This window comes from Streptococcus sp. 959 (assembly GCF_013277075.1).
GTDB classification, from domain to species: domain Bacteria; phylum Bacillota; class Bacilli; order Lactobacillales; family Streptococcaceae; genus Streptococcus; species Streptococcus pseudopneumoniae_C.
In genome coordinates, this window is sequence record NZ_VMMF01000012.1 from 12362 (window position 1) to 27664 (window position 15303).

Below are 15303 nucleotides of genomic sequence, written 5' to 3' on the forward strand. Positions count from 1 at the left end.
GAGTGAATTTTATGATAAAATAGTGGTAAGATTATCATGCTTATTTGAGGAACAAGCTACCTTTCAGGAGCGTTGAAGGCCTGTTTAGGATTGGGTGTGCTTGTGTTAGATTTTTTCTGTTATTCTTTTCTTAGGAGGAGAATCCAATGAAACATATGATTATTCAGACACAGAAAACAGTCTATAAAGTAAACGTCGACGATGTCTACTATATCCAAACACATCCAACTAAAGCCCATACTGTACAGATTGTTACAGAAGAAGCTAGTTTTAATATGGTTCAAAATTTAAGTAATCTTGAGAACCAATATGGGGAAACCTTGATGAGATGTCATCGAAATTGTTTGGTTAATCTTGATAAAGTAAAATCGATTGATTTTCAAGAAAGAATCCTTTTTCTTGGAGAAGAAGGTCAATACGCTGTCAAGTATGCCAGACGTCGCTATAGAAAAATTCGTCAAAAATGGTTGAAAGAAGGAGAGTAAGAAGATGAGAATATTTGTTTTAGAAGATGATTTTTCCCAACAGACTAGAATTGAAACAACGATTGAGAAACTCTTGAAGGAACATCATATCACTCCCAGTTCTTTTGAAGTTTTTGGCAAACCAGACCAGCTGCTGTCAGAGGTGCATGAGAAGGGAGCCCATCAGCTATTCTTTTTGGATATTGAGATTCGAAATGAGGAGATGAAGGGGCTGGAAGTGGCTAGAAAAATTCGGGATCGAGATCCTTATGCTCTCATCGTCTTTGTGACGACTCACTCGGAGTTTATGCCCCTGTCCTTTCGCTACCAAGTGTCTGCTTTGGACTACATTGATAAGGCTCTTTCGGCAGAGGAGTTTGAATCTCGTATCGAAACAGCCCTTCTCTATGCCAATAGTCAAGACAGTAAAAGTCTGGCGGAAGATTGCTTTTACTTTAAATCAAAATTTGCCCAATTCCAGTATCCTTTTAAAGAGGTTTACTATCTTGAAACGTCGCCCAGAGCCCATCGTGTTATTCTCTATACCAAGACGGACAGGCTGGAATTTACAGCGAGTTTAGAGGAGGTTTTCAAGCAGGAGCCCCGTCTCTTGCAGTGCCACCGCTCTTTTCTCATCAATCCTGCAAATGTGGTGCATTTGGATAAGAAAGAAAAACTCCTTTTCTTTCCCAATGGTGGAAGCTGTATGATAGCGCGTTATAAGGTCAGGGAAGTGTCTGAGGCCATCAATAACTTACACTGAGCTAGGAGAGTTTATGAACATTGCTTGGATATTGTTGTATTCACTTATTATTAATGGACTAAAAATTGTCATATTCTTTAAGGTAGATGGAATTAGTCTCACTTTCGATAGAATTTTTAAGGCCTTTCTTTTAAAATTTCTTCTGGCAGCAATTTTTACAACTTTTAAATTTTTAGTCCTGACTGACTATCTCTCATACTTAATAGAACCTTTGTTCGGCATAGGTTTGTCTTTCTTATTGTTAAGAGGGCTTCCTAAAAAACTCATTTTCTTTTATGGTCTCTTTCCAATGATATTGGTGAATCTCTTTTATAGAGGAGTCTCCTATTTTGTACTTCCATTTTTGGGACAAGAAATTGTAGATAAAGATAGCAATCCTATCTTTTTATTGATGATGATATTCGTTTGCTTCATAGTTTTAGTCTTTTTGAAATGGTTAGACTATGATTTCACTAATTTGAGAAAGGAGTTTCTCGATAAAGATTTTCAAAAGTCTCTTACTAAGATTAACTGGGCAATGGGGGCTTATTATCTAGTGATGCAAAGTCTATCTTACCTTGAATATGAACAAGGTATTCAATCAACTACTGTTCGCCAACTCATCCTAGTATTTTACCTCCTCTTTTTTATGGGAGTTATCAAGAATTTGGATACTTATTTGAAGGAAAAACTTCAGAAGAAACTGAACCAAGAACAGACCTTGCGCTACAGAGATATGGAACGATATAGTCTGCATATAGAGGAACTATACAAGGAAGTTCGGAGTTTTCGCCATGACTACACCAATCTTTTGACCAGCTTACGTCTGGGCATTGAGGAAGAGGATATGGAGCAGATAAAAGAGGTTTACGACTCTGTTTTAAAGGATTCCAGTCAGAAATTGCAGGACAATAAATATGACCTGGGCAGATTGGTAAATATTCGTGATAAAGCCCTCAAAAGTCTTCTAGCAGGGAAATTTCTAAAAGCCAGAGAAAAGGATATTGTCCTTAATGTCGAAGTTCCAGAGGAGATTCAGGTCGAGGGGATGAGCCTACTTGATTTTCTAACCATTGTGTCTATCCTTTGTGATAATGCCATTGAAGCTAGTGCAGAGGCTACTCAACCTCATGTTTCAATTGCCTTTTTAAAAAATGGAGCACAGGAGACCTTTATCATTGAAAACTCCATCAAAGAGGAGGTCATCGATCTTTCTGAAATCTTCTCCTTTGGAGCAAGTTCTAAAGGGGAGGAGAGAGGAGTTGGTCTTTATACTGTCATTAAGATTGTTGAAAGTCATCCTAATACCAGTCTAAATACCACCTGTCAAAATCAAGTCTTTCGTCAGGTGCTTACTGTGATACCTATAGAATGATGAAAAATAAGACCGAGAGTTCTTGTTTCTCGGTCTTATTTTTTATAGTTGTATTGGTTGATTAAATCCTTTTGTATTGTTTTGTTCAATTAGATTAAATCTATATAATAAATCTTCCCACCATCCTCCACCTGTAATCTGGTTGAGTTCGGTAGTTGTTAGTTCTTGAAATGAAGTTAGGTTTTGTTTCTTATCCATGTTATGATTCTCCTGTTTTATAAGATAATAAATAGTTATAGAGTGTTATCTGAAAATTAATCAGAATGGGTTAAAATTTTATCTTTGAAATAATCAAAATATGTTTTCTTTGCAGTTACACTAGTGACGCGACCTTGTAAGCCATATTGGATGAGTTTACTATCCTCGTTAGATAGTTTTGCAAGAGCGGTTAATTTAAAGAGATTTCCTTGCTCTGTTCTGGTAGGAGTTTGATCAATTGTCTGAAGTTGGCCGATGATGGTAATGCCGTGATTTCCAATCTTCTCCAGTTTTAATCTTACAGTTTGTCCTTTATCTAGTAGAGGTAGATAGTCAGAAGATACGTAGTAAGTGATTAGTACTTCTCTTGTATCTGTGATGACAGGAAATATTTGAGCAATTTCTGTACCAGTTGGAATTCTATTTTTACCTTCAAATTCACTGTTTAAGTGAATGATACCTTTACTTGGAGCGGTTAAAGTATTGTTTTCCAAACGCTGTGTCGCTTGATCTAGTTGTACTTTTAATTCTGTTAATTGATTCTCCACGGTTAGTTGTTGCTGTGAGGCTGTCTGTAAAAACTGAGTGCGGAGTACTTCAATTTTGGTTACTAAACTATTATCATAAGTTGCTACACTTCCGATACCAGCTTGCTGAATTTTGAGGCTTGCGATAGATGTTTCAAGACCTGCAATACTTTGATTAATTTGAGATAAAAATGGCTCATCTGCAGTTCCCTGTGTTTGTCCTTGTGAGGCTACAAGATAACGATTCAAAATTGACTGGTGCGGATTGCCAGTTGGTAAGCGAGCTCTGTTATTTATGATAGCATCTCTCAGCTCTTGATATTCTCCAATTTGTTGTTGAACTTTTGTAATTTCTTGTTCGATGGCTGATGAACTGCTATTGGCAAGATTGGCTTGATTTGAAACCTCAGTGTTAGTCTTTGTGATACCCAGTTCAATATCATGGGATTGTTTAGTAAAATTCCTAAAGGTATTATGGTAGCCAAACTCATCCTCGCCAGAAAAAAGATCAGTCGCTTTTTCTAAGCTTTGTTTCAAAATTCCAAGTCCTTCTTTTTGCTTCTCAAGTCTGTGTAGTTGAGTTTCTAAGGCAGTTTTCTGACTTTCTTCCATTGTTTCAGAGTATTTGATGAGTAAGTCCCCTTTTTCAACTACTTGATTTGCCACTAAATGATTAGCAAGGATAGGATTATCACTTGTTGACTGAATAGATGCAATGACACTTGTAGGGGCGATTTCTCCTTGGGAAGTGACAGTAATTTCTTTTGTGGCAACAAGGGAGAAAATCAAGATGAAAGTAAGTAGTAATGAAAGAGGTATAATTAACACTGTCGCATAGTTATGGTAACGTCTCTGATAAAACTCGACGCTTCTAAAAAGATTAGGATTCATGACATTCTCCTTATTTATTGAACAGATGATGGTAGAAACCTTGCGCCTGCATTAACTCTTGGTGGCTACCAACTTCAATGATTTTCCCCTGGTCAAGAACAATGATACGGTTGGTTCGTTCGGCTATACTGAGACGATGGGCTACAAAGAGAATGGTTTTATCAGTGAGGGACATAAGATTATCTATAACTTTTTTCTCAGTCAAGACATCAAGACCGCTAGTAGCTTCATCTAGTATTAGAACAGGAGCTTTAGTTAAAAGAGCACGAGCGAGAGCGATTCGTTGCTTTTGTCCTCCTGATAGACCAGCTCCATCAGAGAGCTGAGTTTGATAGCCCATAGGCATTCTTTCAATGTCTTGACGGATTTCAGCTAATTCACAAGCTCTTAGAATATCTTCTTGGCTAATCATATGATTACCGCCCAAGGTTAAATTTTCCAAGATAGAGCCATTAAAGATATAGGCTTGTTGGGGTAGGTAATTAATATGACGGCGCAAGACTTTCTTATCAATGTTTTTAATATCCTGATGATTGATGGAAATATGTCCTTTGTAGGGTTCAAAGAAATTGACAATCATTTTGGCTAAAGTTGTTTTACCAGAACCACTGACTCCAACTAGGCTAACCTTATCTCCTTGTTTAATCGTGAGATTAATATCTGTTAAGGTATCTCGTCCAAAACCATACTTATAAGAAAGGTCATCAAATTCAATATCGCCCATCAAAAAATGTGAATGAACAGGGTTTTCTTGAACTTGAAATTCAGATTCGACTAGATAGACTTCGTTCAAACGGTTATTAGCGACTTTCGCAGATTGGAGTTTGGTTTGGAGATTGATAATATTTTCCATAGGAGTTGTAAAGTAAGAAAGAAGTGTGTTAAAGGTAATCAGCTGACCGATAGAAATTTTACTCGACATGACTAATTGAGCGCCAAACCATAGGATAAGGATATTCAGAACTAATTTTGTTCCCTGCTTTAAACTCGTTTGTAAAATAGAATATTTACTGAGCTTAAAGGATTTTTCCAAATAATCTACAAATTCGCTGTCTATATTTTGATAGCGATTTTCTTCACTCGTGAGCGACTTTATAGTTTCAATCCCGTTGATATCTTCGATAATGGCAGAACTAACCATAGAATTACTTTGCATGACATCATGGTTCATTTTTTCAAAAGGCTTCATAAAAGAAAAGATGATGACCATGTATATAGGAATGGAAATAAGAGAAAGAAGGAAGAGATTAGGGTTTTGTGCCAGTAAGACGCCCCCTACAAGAATCAGAATGGAAACATCCAGAAAAAGAGAAAGAATGGTAGAAGCCAAGGCATCTATAATAGAGTTGGCATCTGTGAACCGTGAAATAATTTCCCCTGTACGACGTGTCGCAAAGAAAGACATAGGAAGTTCAAAAATATGGCGAATATAGGATAAAATCACATCAATGCTTAATCTCTGACTCAGAACAGTTAGGAGATAATCACGGGAGAAGCTCATGACTTGCTGGAGGATATAGGTTATAACCAGACCAACTGAGATGATTCCTAAAGTTGATTTCATCTGATTTGGAATGTATTCATCCAAGATTCCTTGGAGATAATAAGAACCACCGATATTGATAATAGTGACCAATAAGCTTGAGAGAACAATGTAAGCAATGAGAGATTTTTGTTTGAAAATCAGAGGAAGGAAGCTTAGTAGACCATTCTTTTTATCTTTATGGGGTTGATAGCTAGGTTTGGGAGCTATAAAAATAGCTACTCCAGTCCATTCAGAGAAAAAGCGTTCTTTTGACATTTTGGTGATTTTTACAGAAGGGTCAGGATCACCAATAACCAGATAGTCTTTCTTTGTTTGATAGACAACATAGTAATGTTGGAGTTTTCCTTCTTTGTTAACGTGAACGATAAATGGATAGGGGACATCACTCATGTCAAAGAGAGTTTTATCTGCTTGAACAGGTCTTGTTTCAAAGCCCATTTCATCAGCGGCTTTTACAATGCCAAGAGCAGTCGTCCCTTCTTTATTGGTCTTTGCAAGTTCTCTCAAGTGAGCTAGAGAAAAATCTGAACCATAGAATTTAGCAATCGAGGCTAAGGCAGCAACACCGCAGTCTCTAGCATCTATTTGAGGAACAAATGTACGTTTATAAGAAGTCATAGGCAATTCCTTTCATATAGTGGATAGGTCTATTATGACATAAAAACAATTTCATGCTTTATAAAATCTTGAATCGTCATTGAAACTTCCTGAATGGTCAAAAAATGTTTAGAGCACATCTTTCTTTAAAAAAATAGAGATGATTTTGAAATAAAAAAGCTAATTTAAGACGTTTCGATGACAATTCAAGATTTGGATGAAAAACTTTAAAAAACGATGATATACTAAACTTGTCAAAGTTGCAACAGGACAAAAATTAAAAATAAAAAAGGAGTATTTGTCATGGATACAAAAATGATGTCACAATTTTCTGTTATGGATAATGAAGAACTCGAAATAGTTAGTGGAGGAGGCAATTTAGGGTCTGCAATCGGTGGTTGTATTGGAGCAGTACTATTAGCTGCTGCGACTGGTCCGATAACTGGGGGAGCAGCAACACTTATTTGTGTAGGTTCAGGAATTATGTCCTCTTTGTAAGATTATGATTCTTAAATATAGTATTATTATCGCTATTAATTTACTGTCTTATTTACTTACTTACAAAATATCAAAGTTATCTAAGAATGATGAGAATAAGATAGTTAGCAAAATTTTAATTATATTATCAATAGTTTATGTAATCGTTGATGCTTTACTTAGTTGATGGATTGGTAGGAATAAAAAACTTAACTATAAACTATTATTTACTAATATTTTTTGCTTTCTGCAAGTTAATAAATAGTATAGTAAAACTTTTTATTGCAAGGAGAATAACGAAATTAAGATATTTTAGATACTCAAGATTATTGAAATCTTAGACTAAAAAATAGGTACTGCTACCTTTAAGAAGATAGTAGACGTATATACTTTTTTAAGAAAATCAAAAAGATACTATAAAAAATCTATTTGTTTATTGAATTTAAGACTTTGTAACAAATTGAAAATAAAAAGGAGGTATTCATCATGAATACAAAAATGTTGTCACAGTTAGAGGTTATGGATACTGAAATGCTTGCGAAAGTTGAAGGGGGGTATAGCTCCACTGATTGTCAAAATGCACTGATTGGAGGAGTCATTACGGGAGCTATAACTGGTGGAACTGGAGCAGGTTTGGCCACTTTAGGAGTAGCTGGACTTGCTGGTGCATTTGTTGGAGCACACATTGGTGCAATTGGGGGTGGATTAACATGCTTAGGAGGTATGGTTGGTGATAAATTGGGACTAAGTTGGTAAGACTTATAGTAAAATTATGAGGATTCTATTCTGATTTATTTTAGTTTTTTTAAAAAGGAGTATTTGTCATGGATACAAAAATGATATCACAATTTTCTGTTATGGATACTGAAATGCTTGCTTGCGTTGAAGGTGGAGATAATTCATACGGATTCTGGTATAGAGTAGGTAGTTTAGTAAGAGATGGATTTGATTTGTATGTTGAAAATCAAAGAAGATTGCATGCGATGTGCCCACTGTGTATCTAAGGAGATAATATCATGAAAAATAAATATTTTGAAACTTTAAGTGCAGAAAAACTAATACAAGTTCAAGGAGGTGGAATGCCTTGGTGGACTTCCTTAATTCCTAATTACGACCAACTTCTTGGATCAATTTGTGGTTTCATAGATGGAATTAGCAAATCTACAAACAGGGGACAATGCTAAAAAATCATCTAGACATTAAAGAAAGGATAAACTATGAAGAACATAAGTTTTATCTTTATAAAAGTGCTTACTTGCTTTTTACTTACTTTTGCTATTCAAGTTGTACCATTAACTGTTGTGAGACGATTTTATGACGGAGTGATAGGAGAAGTATTCGGTGTAGGTGTCTACTTTTTATCTTTCTTTATATGTTTAACAATTATTGTATATCTTGTTAAGAGATGGGGGGATGAGACTACTTTAGATCGCTTACCAATCAAGTGGGTAGAATTGAGATGGATTATTTTTGCTTATCTGGCTAATCTAATTTTAGTAGTTAGTTTTATATTTTTTACTACCGTCCTTGGAAAAGCCCATGATAATACAAGTTCTTTGAGCTTTTTTCAACATTTGGAAACTAGTGGTTTCTTTTATACAGTTCTATTTTGGTTGTCAACTGCTTTTACTCAACCTCTTTTGGAGGAGATGCTCTTTAGAGGAATCATTTTAGGAACTTTAGAAAAATATTCTCCTATTTTTGCTGTCTTTCTTTCAGCTGTTCTTTTTGGATTTGCTCATGATGGAGAGATTATTTCTCAGCATCTTGTGACAGGACTTGTATTGGGTTGTCTTTATATAAAGCAAAGAAATCTATATTCCTGTGTAGTTGTACATGGCTTAATGAATGCTACTATTACGTGTCTCTTTTTCTTATCTATTTAATCTTTAAATAACGTCACATAGCTACGTAACAGAGGTTATATACAGTGCTTTGAACTGTTAGATAGAAAAGGAACAAAGAAATGAAAACTTTTCTTGATAAATACGGAACATCTTCCTTGCGAGAGTGCTACTAGGGTAGTTGCCCTTGCTTGTCTCTACTTATTTGTTTCTATTTCGTCAGTTTTTAAATTTTTCCTTAGTTTTCCAATTTCTTTGAGTGATTATCAACTTGGTTTTTATCTTAGTTACTGTTAGGATAAGAGAGTTTGAAGATGATGATTTGGTTAGTCCTAGAACCAATCAACTTATATTCATCGGCTTGACAGGATTGATGTCTATTATTTGTTTGTATAGAAGTATCACAGCAGGAAAATTATACCAACAATTAATCGCTTATATTGGTGATATTCTCTGCTTGCTTATCATGCTTCTGCTTATGTGGGGCTTGAAGTATTATAAAAAGTAGAGCTTAATGAAGTATAAAGGGATAAGTGTTTTCGAAATACTTACCCTTTTATAATGATTTTTTTTGCAATTCAAGATGTTTCGATGACCATTTAAGATTTATATGAATTTGTAATCTTAAATAAGGTAAGATAAAGATAACAAATGTAAAGGAGTATTCTTATGAAGAATCAAAAGATAAAATCGCTATTACTTGTACCACTTGTATTTGCATCTATTACTACGGGTGTTGTATATGCAGAAGAGCAGCCTACTACTTCATCTATTCGGGCGAATGATAGTTCTCTTGTGGCACCAGATTTGCCATCGGCTAAGGAAAAGGTGGAGCATAAGCCTTCTGTTGTAACCCCAGAAGAGTATGAGAAGAATGTTACGGACTTTAAAAAGATAGATATTGAAGCCGTTCGTCAATCTTTTACAGAGGATCAATTGGAACATACTATTTATTTTGGTAGAAAAACTTGCTCTCATTGTCGTCAATTTTCTCCTGAATTGAAAGAATTTAATAACTTGATTGAAAAGAAGTTAGAATATTATGATTTGGATGGTAAGGATTTTGATGGGGAAGCGAGAGAGTTTCTATTTAAAAAAGTCGGTATTCCAGGAACACCAACAATTTTGTATTTAAAAAATGGACATCCGATATCTGGATGGGTTGGTGGCGGAGCAACTGCACAACAGGTGTATGATTATATGTACTCGAGAAACTCACCTAAGCAAACGGAGACAGTGAAATCTTCTGAGGAAACAGTAACTGAAAGTGTCCGTGATGAGAAAACCAGAAATGACAGCATGAGTATTAGTGATAAAGTTGTAAGCGACAGCAAAGGTATGAGTGATGAAAAAAGAACCGAAATGAAAATATCCAATGCTAATTCCAATTCTAATAGTGAAAATAGTGGGAAAGAGGAGAGTACAAACTCAACTACTAAAGCTAAAACTACTCAATCTGACAATTTAGCAATGTTAGACAATAAGAATCAATTGGAAACTCCCAAACCTATTTTTGATGCTGCTCAAGAAAATAAAACTCCTTCAACTGATGTTAAGGGGACTGATTATGTAAGCGAATCTATTACTTCGAATGAAAAATTATTACCGAAAACAGGAGAGGAAGAAAGTTACCAACTGATTCGGCTAGCTGTCGCGTTTTTTATGGCTTCTATAATGATTAAAGTGAAACAAAAAATTCATAAATAAAAATAGATGGTAAACAGGTGCAATGATATTATTTGTTTGTAATAACATATAGCTAACATTTGCCTATAGACAAGAGTGAGAAGATAGGTGTATTTATTTTATATATAAAAGATTATAACTGTATATGAACTGAATGATAAAAGGTCAAGTATTTCCGAAATGCTTTCTTTTTCGATTATTTTAACGCCTCAAGATGTTTTGATGACTATTTATGATTTGGATGGAAAATTTCAAAGAATAGTAGTATACTAACATTGTTAAGGTTGTAGTCGAAAGTGGAATATCAACTCTTATAGAGGAGAAAACTAACCACTTTTAGAGAATTAAATAGTAGTTGATGTATAGGTAAAAAAGTATGGTAAGTAGTTAGTATTAGCGGAAGTAGAAAACAGTAAAAGGAGAAAGAAAATGAGTCGTACAGTACGTGCAATATTTAAGAAAGAATTACGTGGAATGACAGCAGTTTTAGTTACCTATTTGATAATTGTATCTTTCTTTTCTTATTTTAGTCAATGCTTCGGGAATTGGAAGTATGTTATAGAATATGTAGGCGCTCCATTTACTATATCCTTCACATTCTTTATTTTAGAAACTATGAAAGAACGACATAACAAAATAAAAGAAGACGAAGAGAAAGAAAAACAACAATCAGAACTAAAAAAATGTAAAATAAAGGGGTAAGAAATGGCAAGGAAAAAGAAGTCACTTGGAGAAGAATATGGAAGATGGTGCTGTCAAGGACGATAGCAACCTATGAAAAAGTAATCAACGCTGAAAAATAACATTTTCAGATGAAAAGATGGAGGAGTTAGACAACGTACTATCTAATGGAATGGGGTTGCTTGATGGAGTACAAGCATACGATATTCTAACAGGACGAAAATAAAAAAAGTATTCCTCGTGAATACAAAAACAATGTTTCAATTTGCAGAAGCTAACAGATAAATTTTCTCTTTATCCAGCCTGACTTTTAATAAGTTGGATGTTATATTATTTGAGGTATCCTATATGAATAAGAAATCCTTTTTTATCATCTGTTCTACGTTGATCATAGCATCAAATCTTCTCATGATTTCCGTGGTGAACAAGGGAGAAGAAACAGGGAGCAATCTGTTTGTGATTGCTATAGCTTGTGTTTTGCTACCAGCTTTTTTATATGCAGTTGAAAACCAACTAACTTCATTGATAAGAGTAGAATCAATACTCCTGATTCAGTTGACAGTTATATCCCTACTCCGTCTTATCAACAGAATAGGGAGTACGCCTGAAATCCTCAACATTATCATTACCCTTATCGCTTTGGCAAGTGGGACAGCTGCTATCCTTGTTGCGATTATGAGAATATATGAGAACATACGGAAGTGAGGGTGAGTAGTTTTCTATTTTGGATCTTTACGTTGTCAAGTTCCCCTAGGGCAAGTATGTTTTCCATGCTTGCTTTTTAAATTTTTTAACAATTCAAGATGTTTTGATGACCATTTATGATTTGAGTGATCCAAGGTCAAAATGAGTGCTATACTAGCAGTGTAAAGGTTGTAGCTCACTAAGATAAAGCATACATTTAGGAGAAAATCTTATGAAGAAAAAAATACTGATCATTTTCGTTCTGTATCTGATTATGTCTATCCTTCTTTATCCGCTTAGGGAGAGTATTTGGTATCATCTATTTTATACAATAGCCTATATGATTGCGGTTATAATCTATCTTGCTTTAACTAAAAAGAAAGGAGCAAAGAAATGAAAACTTTTCTTGCTAAAAAACGGAACATCTTCCTTGCGAGATTGTTCTTAGGTCAGTTGCCCTTACTTGTCTCTACTTATCTATTTCTATCTCGTCAGTTTTTAAATTTTTCCTTGGTTTTCCAATTTCTTTTAGTGGTTATTAACTTGGCTTCTATTTTGGTCACTGTTTACCTCACTAGAGAAATGAGGATAAGAAAGTTTGAAGATGATGATTTGGTTAGTCCTAGAACCAATCAACTTATGTATATCGGCTTGACAGGTTTTATGTCTATTATTTGTTTGTATAGAGGTATCACAGCAGGAGAATTCTATCAACAATTAATTGCCTATATTGGGGCTATTCTCTGCTTGCTTATCATGCTTCTGCTCATTTGGGGATTGAAGTATTATAAAAAGTAGCTTTCTATCCTTTTCTGGCTGGATATTTGAGTAGCAGGCTCTATTAAATTGTTAGTGAAATAAATGAATGGAGGTATTTAATATGAAATACAGATTATTTCTTGTTATTTTCTTGAGTAGTATTTTGAATATTCTTTTAGGGACATTTTTACAAATCTCTAATGTATCGATTGGGTGGCTTGTTCTCTACAGTGGCTTGTTTGAAGCAGGAGTTTTTCTTCTTACCAATAAAGGGTTGACGGTAAAAATCAAGGAGGCAGACATTCAAAACCGTTTTAAATTTATTTTTGGAAAAACGATATGGTTTCAAATTCTTTTGCTTATCTTTGTGATGATCAAACTTTATCTTGGTTTGGATGCGAAGCTGATTTTATTCTATGGACATATTTTCATTGTCTTTAATGCTTTAATATATCTATTATCTAGTAGTCGGATTAGTCTTAAAAAGAGCAAACTGTCCTTTTAATCTTGCATCGGTAGAGCCTGGCAAGGGGAGGTATTAGGCTAGCCTCTGTCTTGTAGATAGTAGGGAGGAGTTCTATGAAAAAACATCCTATTTTTTTCAAAGCGAGTGCCATTCTTTCTTATTTGTTTCTGTTTTTCGGACCGTTTTGGACAACCCAATTTTGGATCAATTAAATGGTAAGTGGCCTATTATACATCTTTCAAAACCATGTAGTCCTTATGGTATAGTGGGAACTCCAAACTCATGTAATGGTATTTAAAAAGGATTGAAGATATGAAGGCAAAATATGGGAATCAAATTGTTGATGTTTGGGAAATTGGTCAAGCAACTCCTAAACCAAGTTGGGTAGAGGAAGCTTTTCAAAAAAATTATATGGTTTGGTTGGATAATCATGTGCGCATTCTAATGGCAGGTCTCAACACTTCTCTCGCAACGAATATCAAGTTTGGTCTAGTTGGAACAGTTGGAGGAGGATTCGCTGGTTATGGGATGTATGTTCTCGGTTATCCAGGTGATTATATAGATATCACCAATCATAGAGTTGTTTCTGCTAAAACATTTCACAAAAGTTATCAAATTTTAGAAAATGATTAGATATCATTTAATTGCAATGGAGAAAGCTATGAAAAAACATCCTATTCTTTTCAAAGCGAGTGCAATTCTTTCTTATTTGTTTTTGTTTTTCGGATTGTTTTGGGCAACCCAATTTTGGAGCAATTATTGGGAGTTCTCGTCTTGGGTAGGAAATCTTATCTGGATTCGAAACATCATCAGCCTTCTCTTTATCTGCTTTATGATTTGGATTTTGGTCAGGTCGGGCCATGCTTATCTCTTTCGTATCCCTAGAAAAAAGTGGTTGAGCTATTCCGTCCTGACGGTATTAGCAGCTGTCGTGCTGATATGCTTTAACTATCTGACAGCTAAACACGTTCAGGGGACGAACGAAGGGTGGAATTTGTTTATTGCCTATAGTGAGACAAATTTTGCGGAGTTTGGTGTTTACCTAACCTTAATCGTACTAGGGCCTCTGATGGAAGAATTGGTATGTAGGGGACTGCTTCAACATGCCTTCTTTAAGCATTCGAGATGGGGGCTGGATCTTCTCTTTCCGTCATTCTTATTTGCCTTGCCCCACTTTTCTAGCTTGCCAAGTCTCGCAGATATTTTTGTCTATACGGCAGTGGGTTGTCTATATGCCTGGCTGACACGTTATACGAAGAGTATCTATCCTTCTTATTCGATTCATATTGTTAATAATATCATCGCAAACTTACCATTTTTGCTCACCTTTTTACATAGGGTCTTGGGGTAAAAAAACAAAAGGCTTGCTTTTCAGCCATAGAGGAGGTTATCATGTATAAACGCTTATTTTTCCTAGATTCCAAAACCTTAGACTGGTTGACGCCCTATATTCTAGTTTTGGCTTCTGACACCATTGCCTTTAATGTTTTTGTGCTAACCTTTGTATCTGCGGTGGTCTTTAATTCCCTAAATTCCATGCTAGCTTTAATGGCTATCTTCTTAGGGGCTGGTTATGTGGTCGGATTTTGGTTACTCAAATGGTTTGTTTTGGAAAGACTAGAGTTAAAGGATGACTTGTAGGGAAGTTTGTTTGTTGAGGAGGATAATTTTATGAAGTTTTTTGATAAATTTCATGCCTTTTGTTTTGGATTTTTAGTACTACTAATCGTCATTACAGTTCCTTATACGATTAACCACGGGGATTTTTTTCAAAATGAATCTGAATTGATTATTGTAAGTCTTCTTGTAACATCGCTGAGTGTTGCTTATGCTAGACAGTTTGAAATGATTTCTTTTGGGATGTTAAGCAAGAAAGACCTTTTGCTTTTCATTGAAATCTTTCTTCTAAGTCTGCTTGAGACGCTAGTTTATATTCATTTCTTCGCTGTTTCTTCTGGCGCAGGAGTTCAACACTTGGCGGAAGTCAGCAGAGGAATCTCTCTGTCTTTGATTTTGACTTCCTCAGTTTTTGGACCCATCCAGGAGGAACTCATTTTTAGAGGACTCCTTCAAGGTGCGGTTTTTGACAACTCTTGGTTAGGGCTTGTACTAACTTCCTCTCTCTTTTCTTTCATGCATGGACCTTCTAATGTCCCTTCGTTTATTTTTTATCTACTTGGGGGCTTGTTACTGGGCTTTGCTTATAAAAAGAGCCAAAACCTATGGGTTTCTACTCTAGTTCACATGTTTTACAATGCTTGGCCACTCTTATATTATTTATAAAAATCATGAAAGGTAAGCAGAAGACGGTGCTTACCTTTTTCTTTCTATAAATTATAACCCAAACCACCCCATAGGCTTTTCTT

20 protein-coding genes and 2 pseudogenes are annotated in these 15303 nt (G+C 35.2%); 19 read left to right on the forward strand and 3 right to left on the reverse strand.

What is annotated here, in order from left to right; translation table 11 throughout:
* Nucleotides 1–146 precede the first annotated feature (146 nt).
* Genes HT717_RS03970 through HT717_RS03980 form a run of 3 tightly spaced genes read left to right on the forward strand, consistent with a single transcriptional unit; the run spans nucleotide 147 to nucleotide 2581 of the window.
* Complete coding sequence (locus HT717_RS03970; protein ID WP_173304450.1) at nucleotides 147–485, forward strand: LytTR family DNA-binding domain-containing protein; 339 nt, start codon at nucleotides 147–149, stop codon at nucleotides 483–485.
* Between the two features lie 4 nt (nucleotides 486–489).
* Complete coding sequence (locus tag HT717_RS03975; RefSeq protein ID WP_173304452.1) at nucleotides 490–1227, forward strand: LytTR family DNA-binding domain-containing protein; 738 nt, start codon at nucleotides 490–492, stop codon at nucleotides 1225–1227.
* A gap of 13 nt (nucleotides 1228–1240) precedes the next feature.
* A complete protein-coding gene (locus tag HT717_RS03980) occupies nucleotides 1241–2581 on the forward strand; it encodes a sensor histidine kinase (RefSeq protein WP_173304454.1) in 1341 nt (446 codons plus the stop codon).
* Nucleotides 2582–2623: 42 nt separating this feature from the next.
* On the opposite strand, the gene blpC is transcribed toward HT717_RS03980, so the two are convergent.
* Genes blpC through blpA form a run of 3 tightly spaced genes read right to left on the reverse strand, consistent with a single transcriptional unit; the run spans nucleotide 2624 to nucleotide 6361 of the window.
* Nucleotides 2624–2779, reverse strand: a complete 156-nt coding sequence (gene blpC / locus HT717_RS03985; RefSeq protein ID WP_138705438.1) for a quorum-sensing system pheromone BlpC — start codon at nucleotides 2777–2779, stop codon at nucleotides 2624–2626.
* A gap of 56 nt (nucleotides 2780–2835) precedes the next feature.
* Nucleotides 2836–4197 (reverse strand): bacteriocin secretion accessory protein, encoded by a 1362-nt coding sequence (locus tag HT717_RS03990; protein WP_001069107.1) that lies wholly within the window; start codon nucleotides 4195–4197, stop codon nucleotides 2836–2838.
* A gap of 10 nt (nucleotides 4198–4207) precedes the next feature.
* Complete coding sequence (gene blpA, locus HT717_RS03995; protein ID WP_173304456.1) at nucleotides 4208–6361, reverse strand: peptide cleavage/export ABC transporter BlpA; 2154 nt, start codon at nucleotides 6359–6361, stop codon at nucleotides 4208–4210.
* A gap of 282 nt (nucleotides 6362–6643) precedes the next feature.
* On the opposite strand from blpA, the gene blpI reads away from it, so the two are divergent.
* The 16 genes and pseudogenes from blpI (at nucleotide 6644) to HT717_RS04065 (ending at nucleotide 15220) form a co-directional block, all read left to right on the forward strand.
* On the forward strand, nucleotides 6644–6838 hold the full coding sequence (gene blpI / locus HT717_RS04000) for a bacteriocin-like peptide BlpI (protein WP_049533692.1): 195 nt from the start codon (nucleotides 6644–6646) through the stop codon (nucleotides 6836–6838).
* Between the two features lie 465 nt (nucleotides 6839–7303).
* Nucleotides 7304–7573, forward strand: a complete 270-nt coding sequence (blpJ, locus tag HT717_RS04005) for a bacteriocin-like peptide BlpJ (protein ID WP_049533694.1) — start codon at nucleotides 7304–7306, stop codon at nucleotides 7571–7573.
* A 68-nt stretch (nucleotides 7574–7641) separates the two neighbouring features.
* Nucleotides 7642–7821 (forward strand): bacteriocin class II family protein, encoded by a 180-nt coding sequence (locus tag HT717_RS10085; RefSeq protein ID WP_049533696.1) that lies wholly within the window; start codon nucleotides 7642–7644, stop codon nucleotides 7819–7821.
* A gap of 12 nt (nucleotides 7822–7833) precedes the next feature.
* Nucleotides 7834–8001, forward strand: coding sequence for a hypothetical protein (locus HT717_RS04015; protein ID WP_153226613.1), 168 nt, complete (start codon nucleotides 7834–7836; stop codon nucleotides 7999–8001).
* A 33-nt stretch (nucleotides 8002–8034) separates the two neighbouring features.
* Complete coding sequence (locus HT717_RS04020; RefSeq protein WP_049533698.1) at nucleotides 8035–8703, forward strand: type II CAAX endopeptidase family protein; 669 nt, start codon at nucleotides 8035–8037, stop codon at nucleotides 8701–8703.
* Nucleotides 8704–8783: 80 nt separating this feature from the next.
* Nucleotides 8784–9169, forward strand: a pseudogene (locus HT717_RS10090) (immunity protein).
* 161 nt (nucleotides 9170–9330) lie between these two features.
* Nucleotides 9331–10368 carry a thioredoxin domain-containing protein gene (locus HT717_RS04030; RefSeq protein WP_049533700.1) on the forward strand — a complete coding sequence of 346 codons (1038 nt, stop codon included), beginning with the start codon at nucleotides 9331–9333 and terminating at the stop codon, nucleotides 10366–10368.
* Nucleotides 10369–10776: 408 nt separating this feature from the next.
* Nucleotides 10777–11049 carry a hypothetical protein gene (locus tag HT717_RS04035; protein WP_049533701.1) on the forward strand — a complete coding sequence of 91 codons (273 nt, stop codon included), beginning with the start codon at nucleotides 10777–10779 and terminating at the stop codon, nucleotides 11047–11049.
* Between the two features lie 327 nt (nucleotides 11050–11376).
* Nucleotides 11377–11733: a hypothetical protein gene (locus tag HT717_RS09905; protein ID WP_049538848.1), complete on the forward strand. Its 357-nt coding sequence runs from the start codon at nucleotides 11377–11379 to the stop codon at nucleotides 11731–11733.
* Between the two features lie 372 nt (nucleotides 11734–12105).
* Nucleotides 12106–12510, forward strand: coding sequence for a hypothetical protein (locus tag HT717_RS04040; protein ID WP_049538846.1), 405 nt, complete (start codon nucleotides 12106–12108; stop codon nucleotides 12508–12510).
* Between the two features lie 82 nt (nucleotides 12511–12592).
* Nucleotides 12593–12976, forward strand: a complete 384-nt coding sequence (locus HT717_RS04045; protein WP_049538844.1) for a hypothetical protein — start codon at nucleotides 12593–12595, stop codon at nucleotides 12974–12976.
* A gap of 151 nt (nucleotides 12977–13127) precedes the next feature.
* Nucleotides 13128–13235: pseudogene (locus HT717_RS09910) on the forward strand (ComC/BlpC family peptide pheromone/bacteriocin); the annotation flags it as partial.
* A gap of 14 nt (nucleotides 13236–13249) precedes the next feature.
* The gene (locus HT717_RS04050) at nucleotides 13250–13570 is read left to right on the forward strand and encodes a hypothetical protein (protein ID WP_000645118.1); all 321 of its coding nucleotides are present in this window, start codon (nucleotides 13250–13252) and stop codon (nucleotides 13568–13570) included.
* A gap of 28 nt (nucleotides 13571–13598) precedes the next feature.
* Nucleotides 13599–14288 carry a CPBP family intramembrane glutamic endopeptidase gene (locus HT717_RS04055; protein ID WP_049538842.1) on the forward strand — a complete coding sequence of 230 codons (690 nt, stop codon included), beginning with the start codon at nucleotides 13599–13601 and terminating at the stop codon, nucleotides 14286–14288.
* Between the two features lie 41 nt (nucleotides 14289–14329).
* The gene (gene blpZ / locus HT717_RS04060) at nucleotides 14330–14578 is read left to right on the forward strand and encodes an immunity protein BlpZ (protein ID WP_049538840.1); all 249 of its coding nucleotides are present in this window, start codon (nucleotides 14330–14332) and stop codon (nucleotides 14576–14578) included.
* A 30-nt stretch (nucleotides 14579–14608) separates the two neighbouring features.
* Entirely contained in the window at nucleotides 14609–15220 is a 612-nt protein-coding gene (locus HT717_RS04065; protein WP_049538837.1) for a type II CAAX endopeptidase family protein, read from the forward strand.
* Nucleotides 15221–15303 lie beyond the last annotated feature (83 nt).

What these genes read in the sequence shown, in the direction of transcription:
- blpJ (WP_049533694.1), top strand. Translation starts at nt 7,304, where the DNA reads ATGAATACAAAAATGTTGTCACAGTTAGAGGTTATGGATACTGAAATG.
- blpC (WP_138705438.1), bottom strand. Translation starts at nt 2,779, where the DNA reads ATGGATAAGAAACAAAACCTAACTTCATTTCAAGAACTAACAACTACC.
- blpI (WP_049533692.1), top strand. Translation starts at nt 6,644, where the DNA reads ATGGATACAAAAATGATGTCACAATTTTCTGTTATGGATAATGAAGAA.
- HT717_RS04045 (WP_049538844.1), top strand. Translation starts at nt 12,593, where the DNA reads ATGAAATACAGATTATTTCTTGTTATTTTCTTGAGTAGTATTTTGAAT.
- blpA (WP_173304456.1), bottom strand. Translation starts at nt 6,361, where the DNA reads ATGACTTCTTATAAACGTACATTTGTTCCTCAAATAGATGCTAGAGAC.
- HT717_RS04015 (WP_153226613.1), top strand. Translation starts at nt 7,834, where the DNA reads ATGAAAAATAAATATTTTGAAACTTTAAGTGCAGAAAAACTAATACAA.
- HT717_RS04030 (WP_049533700.1), top strand. Translation starts at nt 9,331, where the DNA reads ATGAAGAATCAAAAGATAAAATCGCTATTACTTGTACCACTTGTATTT.
- HT717_RS10085 (WP_049533696.1), top strand. Translation starts at nt 7,642, where the DNA reads ATGGATACAAAAATGATATCACAATTTTCTGTTATGGATACTGAAATG.
- HT717_RS03975 (WP_173304452.1), top strand. Translation starts at nt 490, where the DNA reads ATGAGAATATTTGTTTTAGAAGATGATTTTTCCCAACAGACTAGAATT.
- HT717_RS04040 (WP_049538846.1), top strand. Translation starts at nt 12,106, where the DNA reads ATGAAAACTTTTCTTGCTAAAAAACGGAACATCTTCCTTGCGAGATTG.
- HT717_RS04035 (WP_049533701.1), top strand. Translation starts at nt 10,777, where the DNA reads ATGAGTCGTACAGTACGTGCAATATTTAAGAAAGAATTACGTGGAATG.
- HT717_RS09905 (WP_049538848.1), top strand. Translation starts at nt 11,377, where the DNA reads ATGAATAAGAAATCCTTTTTTATCATCTGTTCTACGTTGATCATAGCA.
- HT717_RS03970 (WP_173304450.1), top strand. Translation starts at nt 147, where the DNA reads ATGAAACATATGATTATTCAGACACAGAAAACAGTCTATAAAGTAAAC.
- HT717_RS04020 (WP_049533698.1), top strand. Translation starts at nt 8,035, where the DNA reads ATGAAGAACATAAGTTTTATCTTTATAAAAGTGCTTACTTGCTTTTTA.
- HT717_RS03980 (WP_173304454.1), top strand. Translation starts at nt 1,241, where the DNA reads ATGAACATTGCTTGGATATTGTTGTATTCACTTATTATTAATGGACTA.
- HT717_RS03990 (WP_001069107.1), bottom strand. Translation starts at nt 4,197, where the DNA reads ATGAATCCTAATCTTTTTAGAAGCGTCGAGTTTTATCAGAGACGTTAC.
- HT717_RS04050 (WP_000645118.1), top strand. Translation starts at nt 13,250, where the DNA reads ATGAAGGCAAAATATGGGAATCAAATTGTTGATGTTTGGGAAATTGGT.
- blpZ (WP_049538840.1), top strand. Translation starts at nt 14,330, where the DNA reads ATGTATAAACGCTTATTTTTCCTAGATTCCAAAACCTTAGACTGGTTG.
- HT717_RS04065 (WP_049538837.1), top strand. Translation starts at nt 14,609, where the DNA reads ATGAAGTTTTTTGATAAATTTCATGCCTTTTGTTTTGGATTTTTAGTA.
- HT717_RS04055 (WP_049538842.1), top strand. Translation starts at nt 13,599, where the DNA reads ATGAAAAAACATCCTATTCTTTTCAAAGCGAGTGCAATTCTTTCTTAT.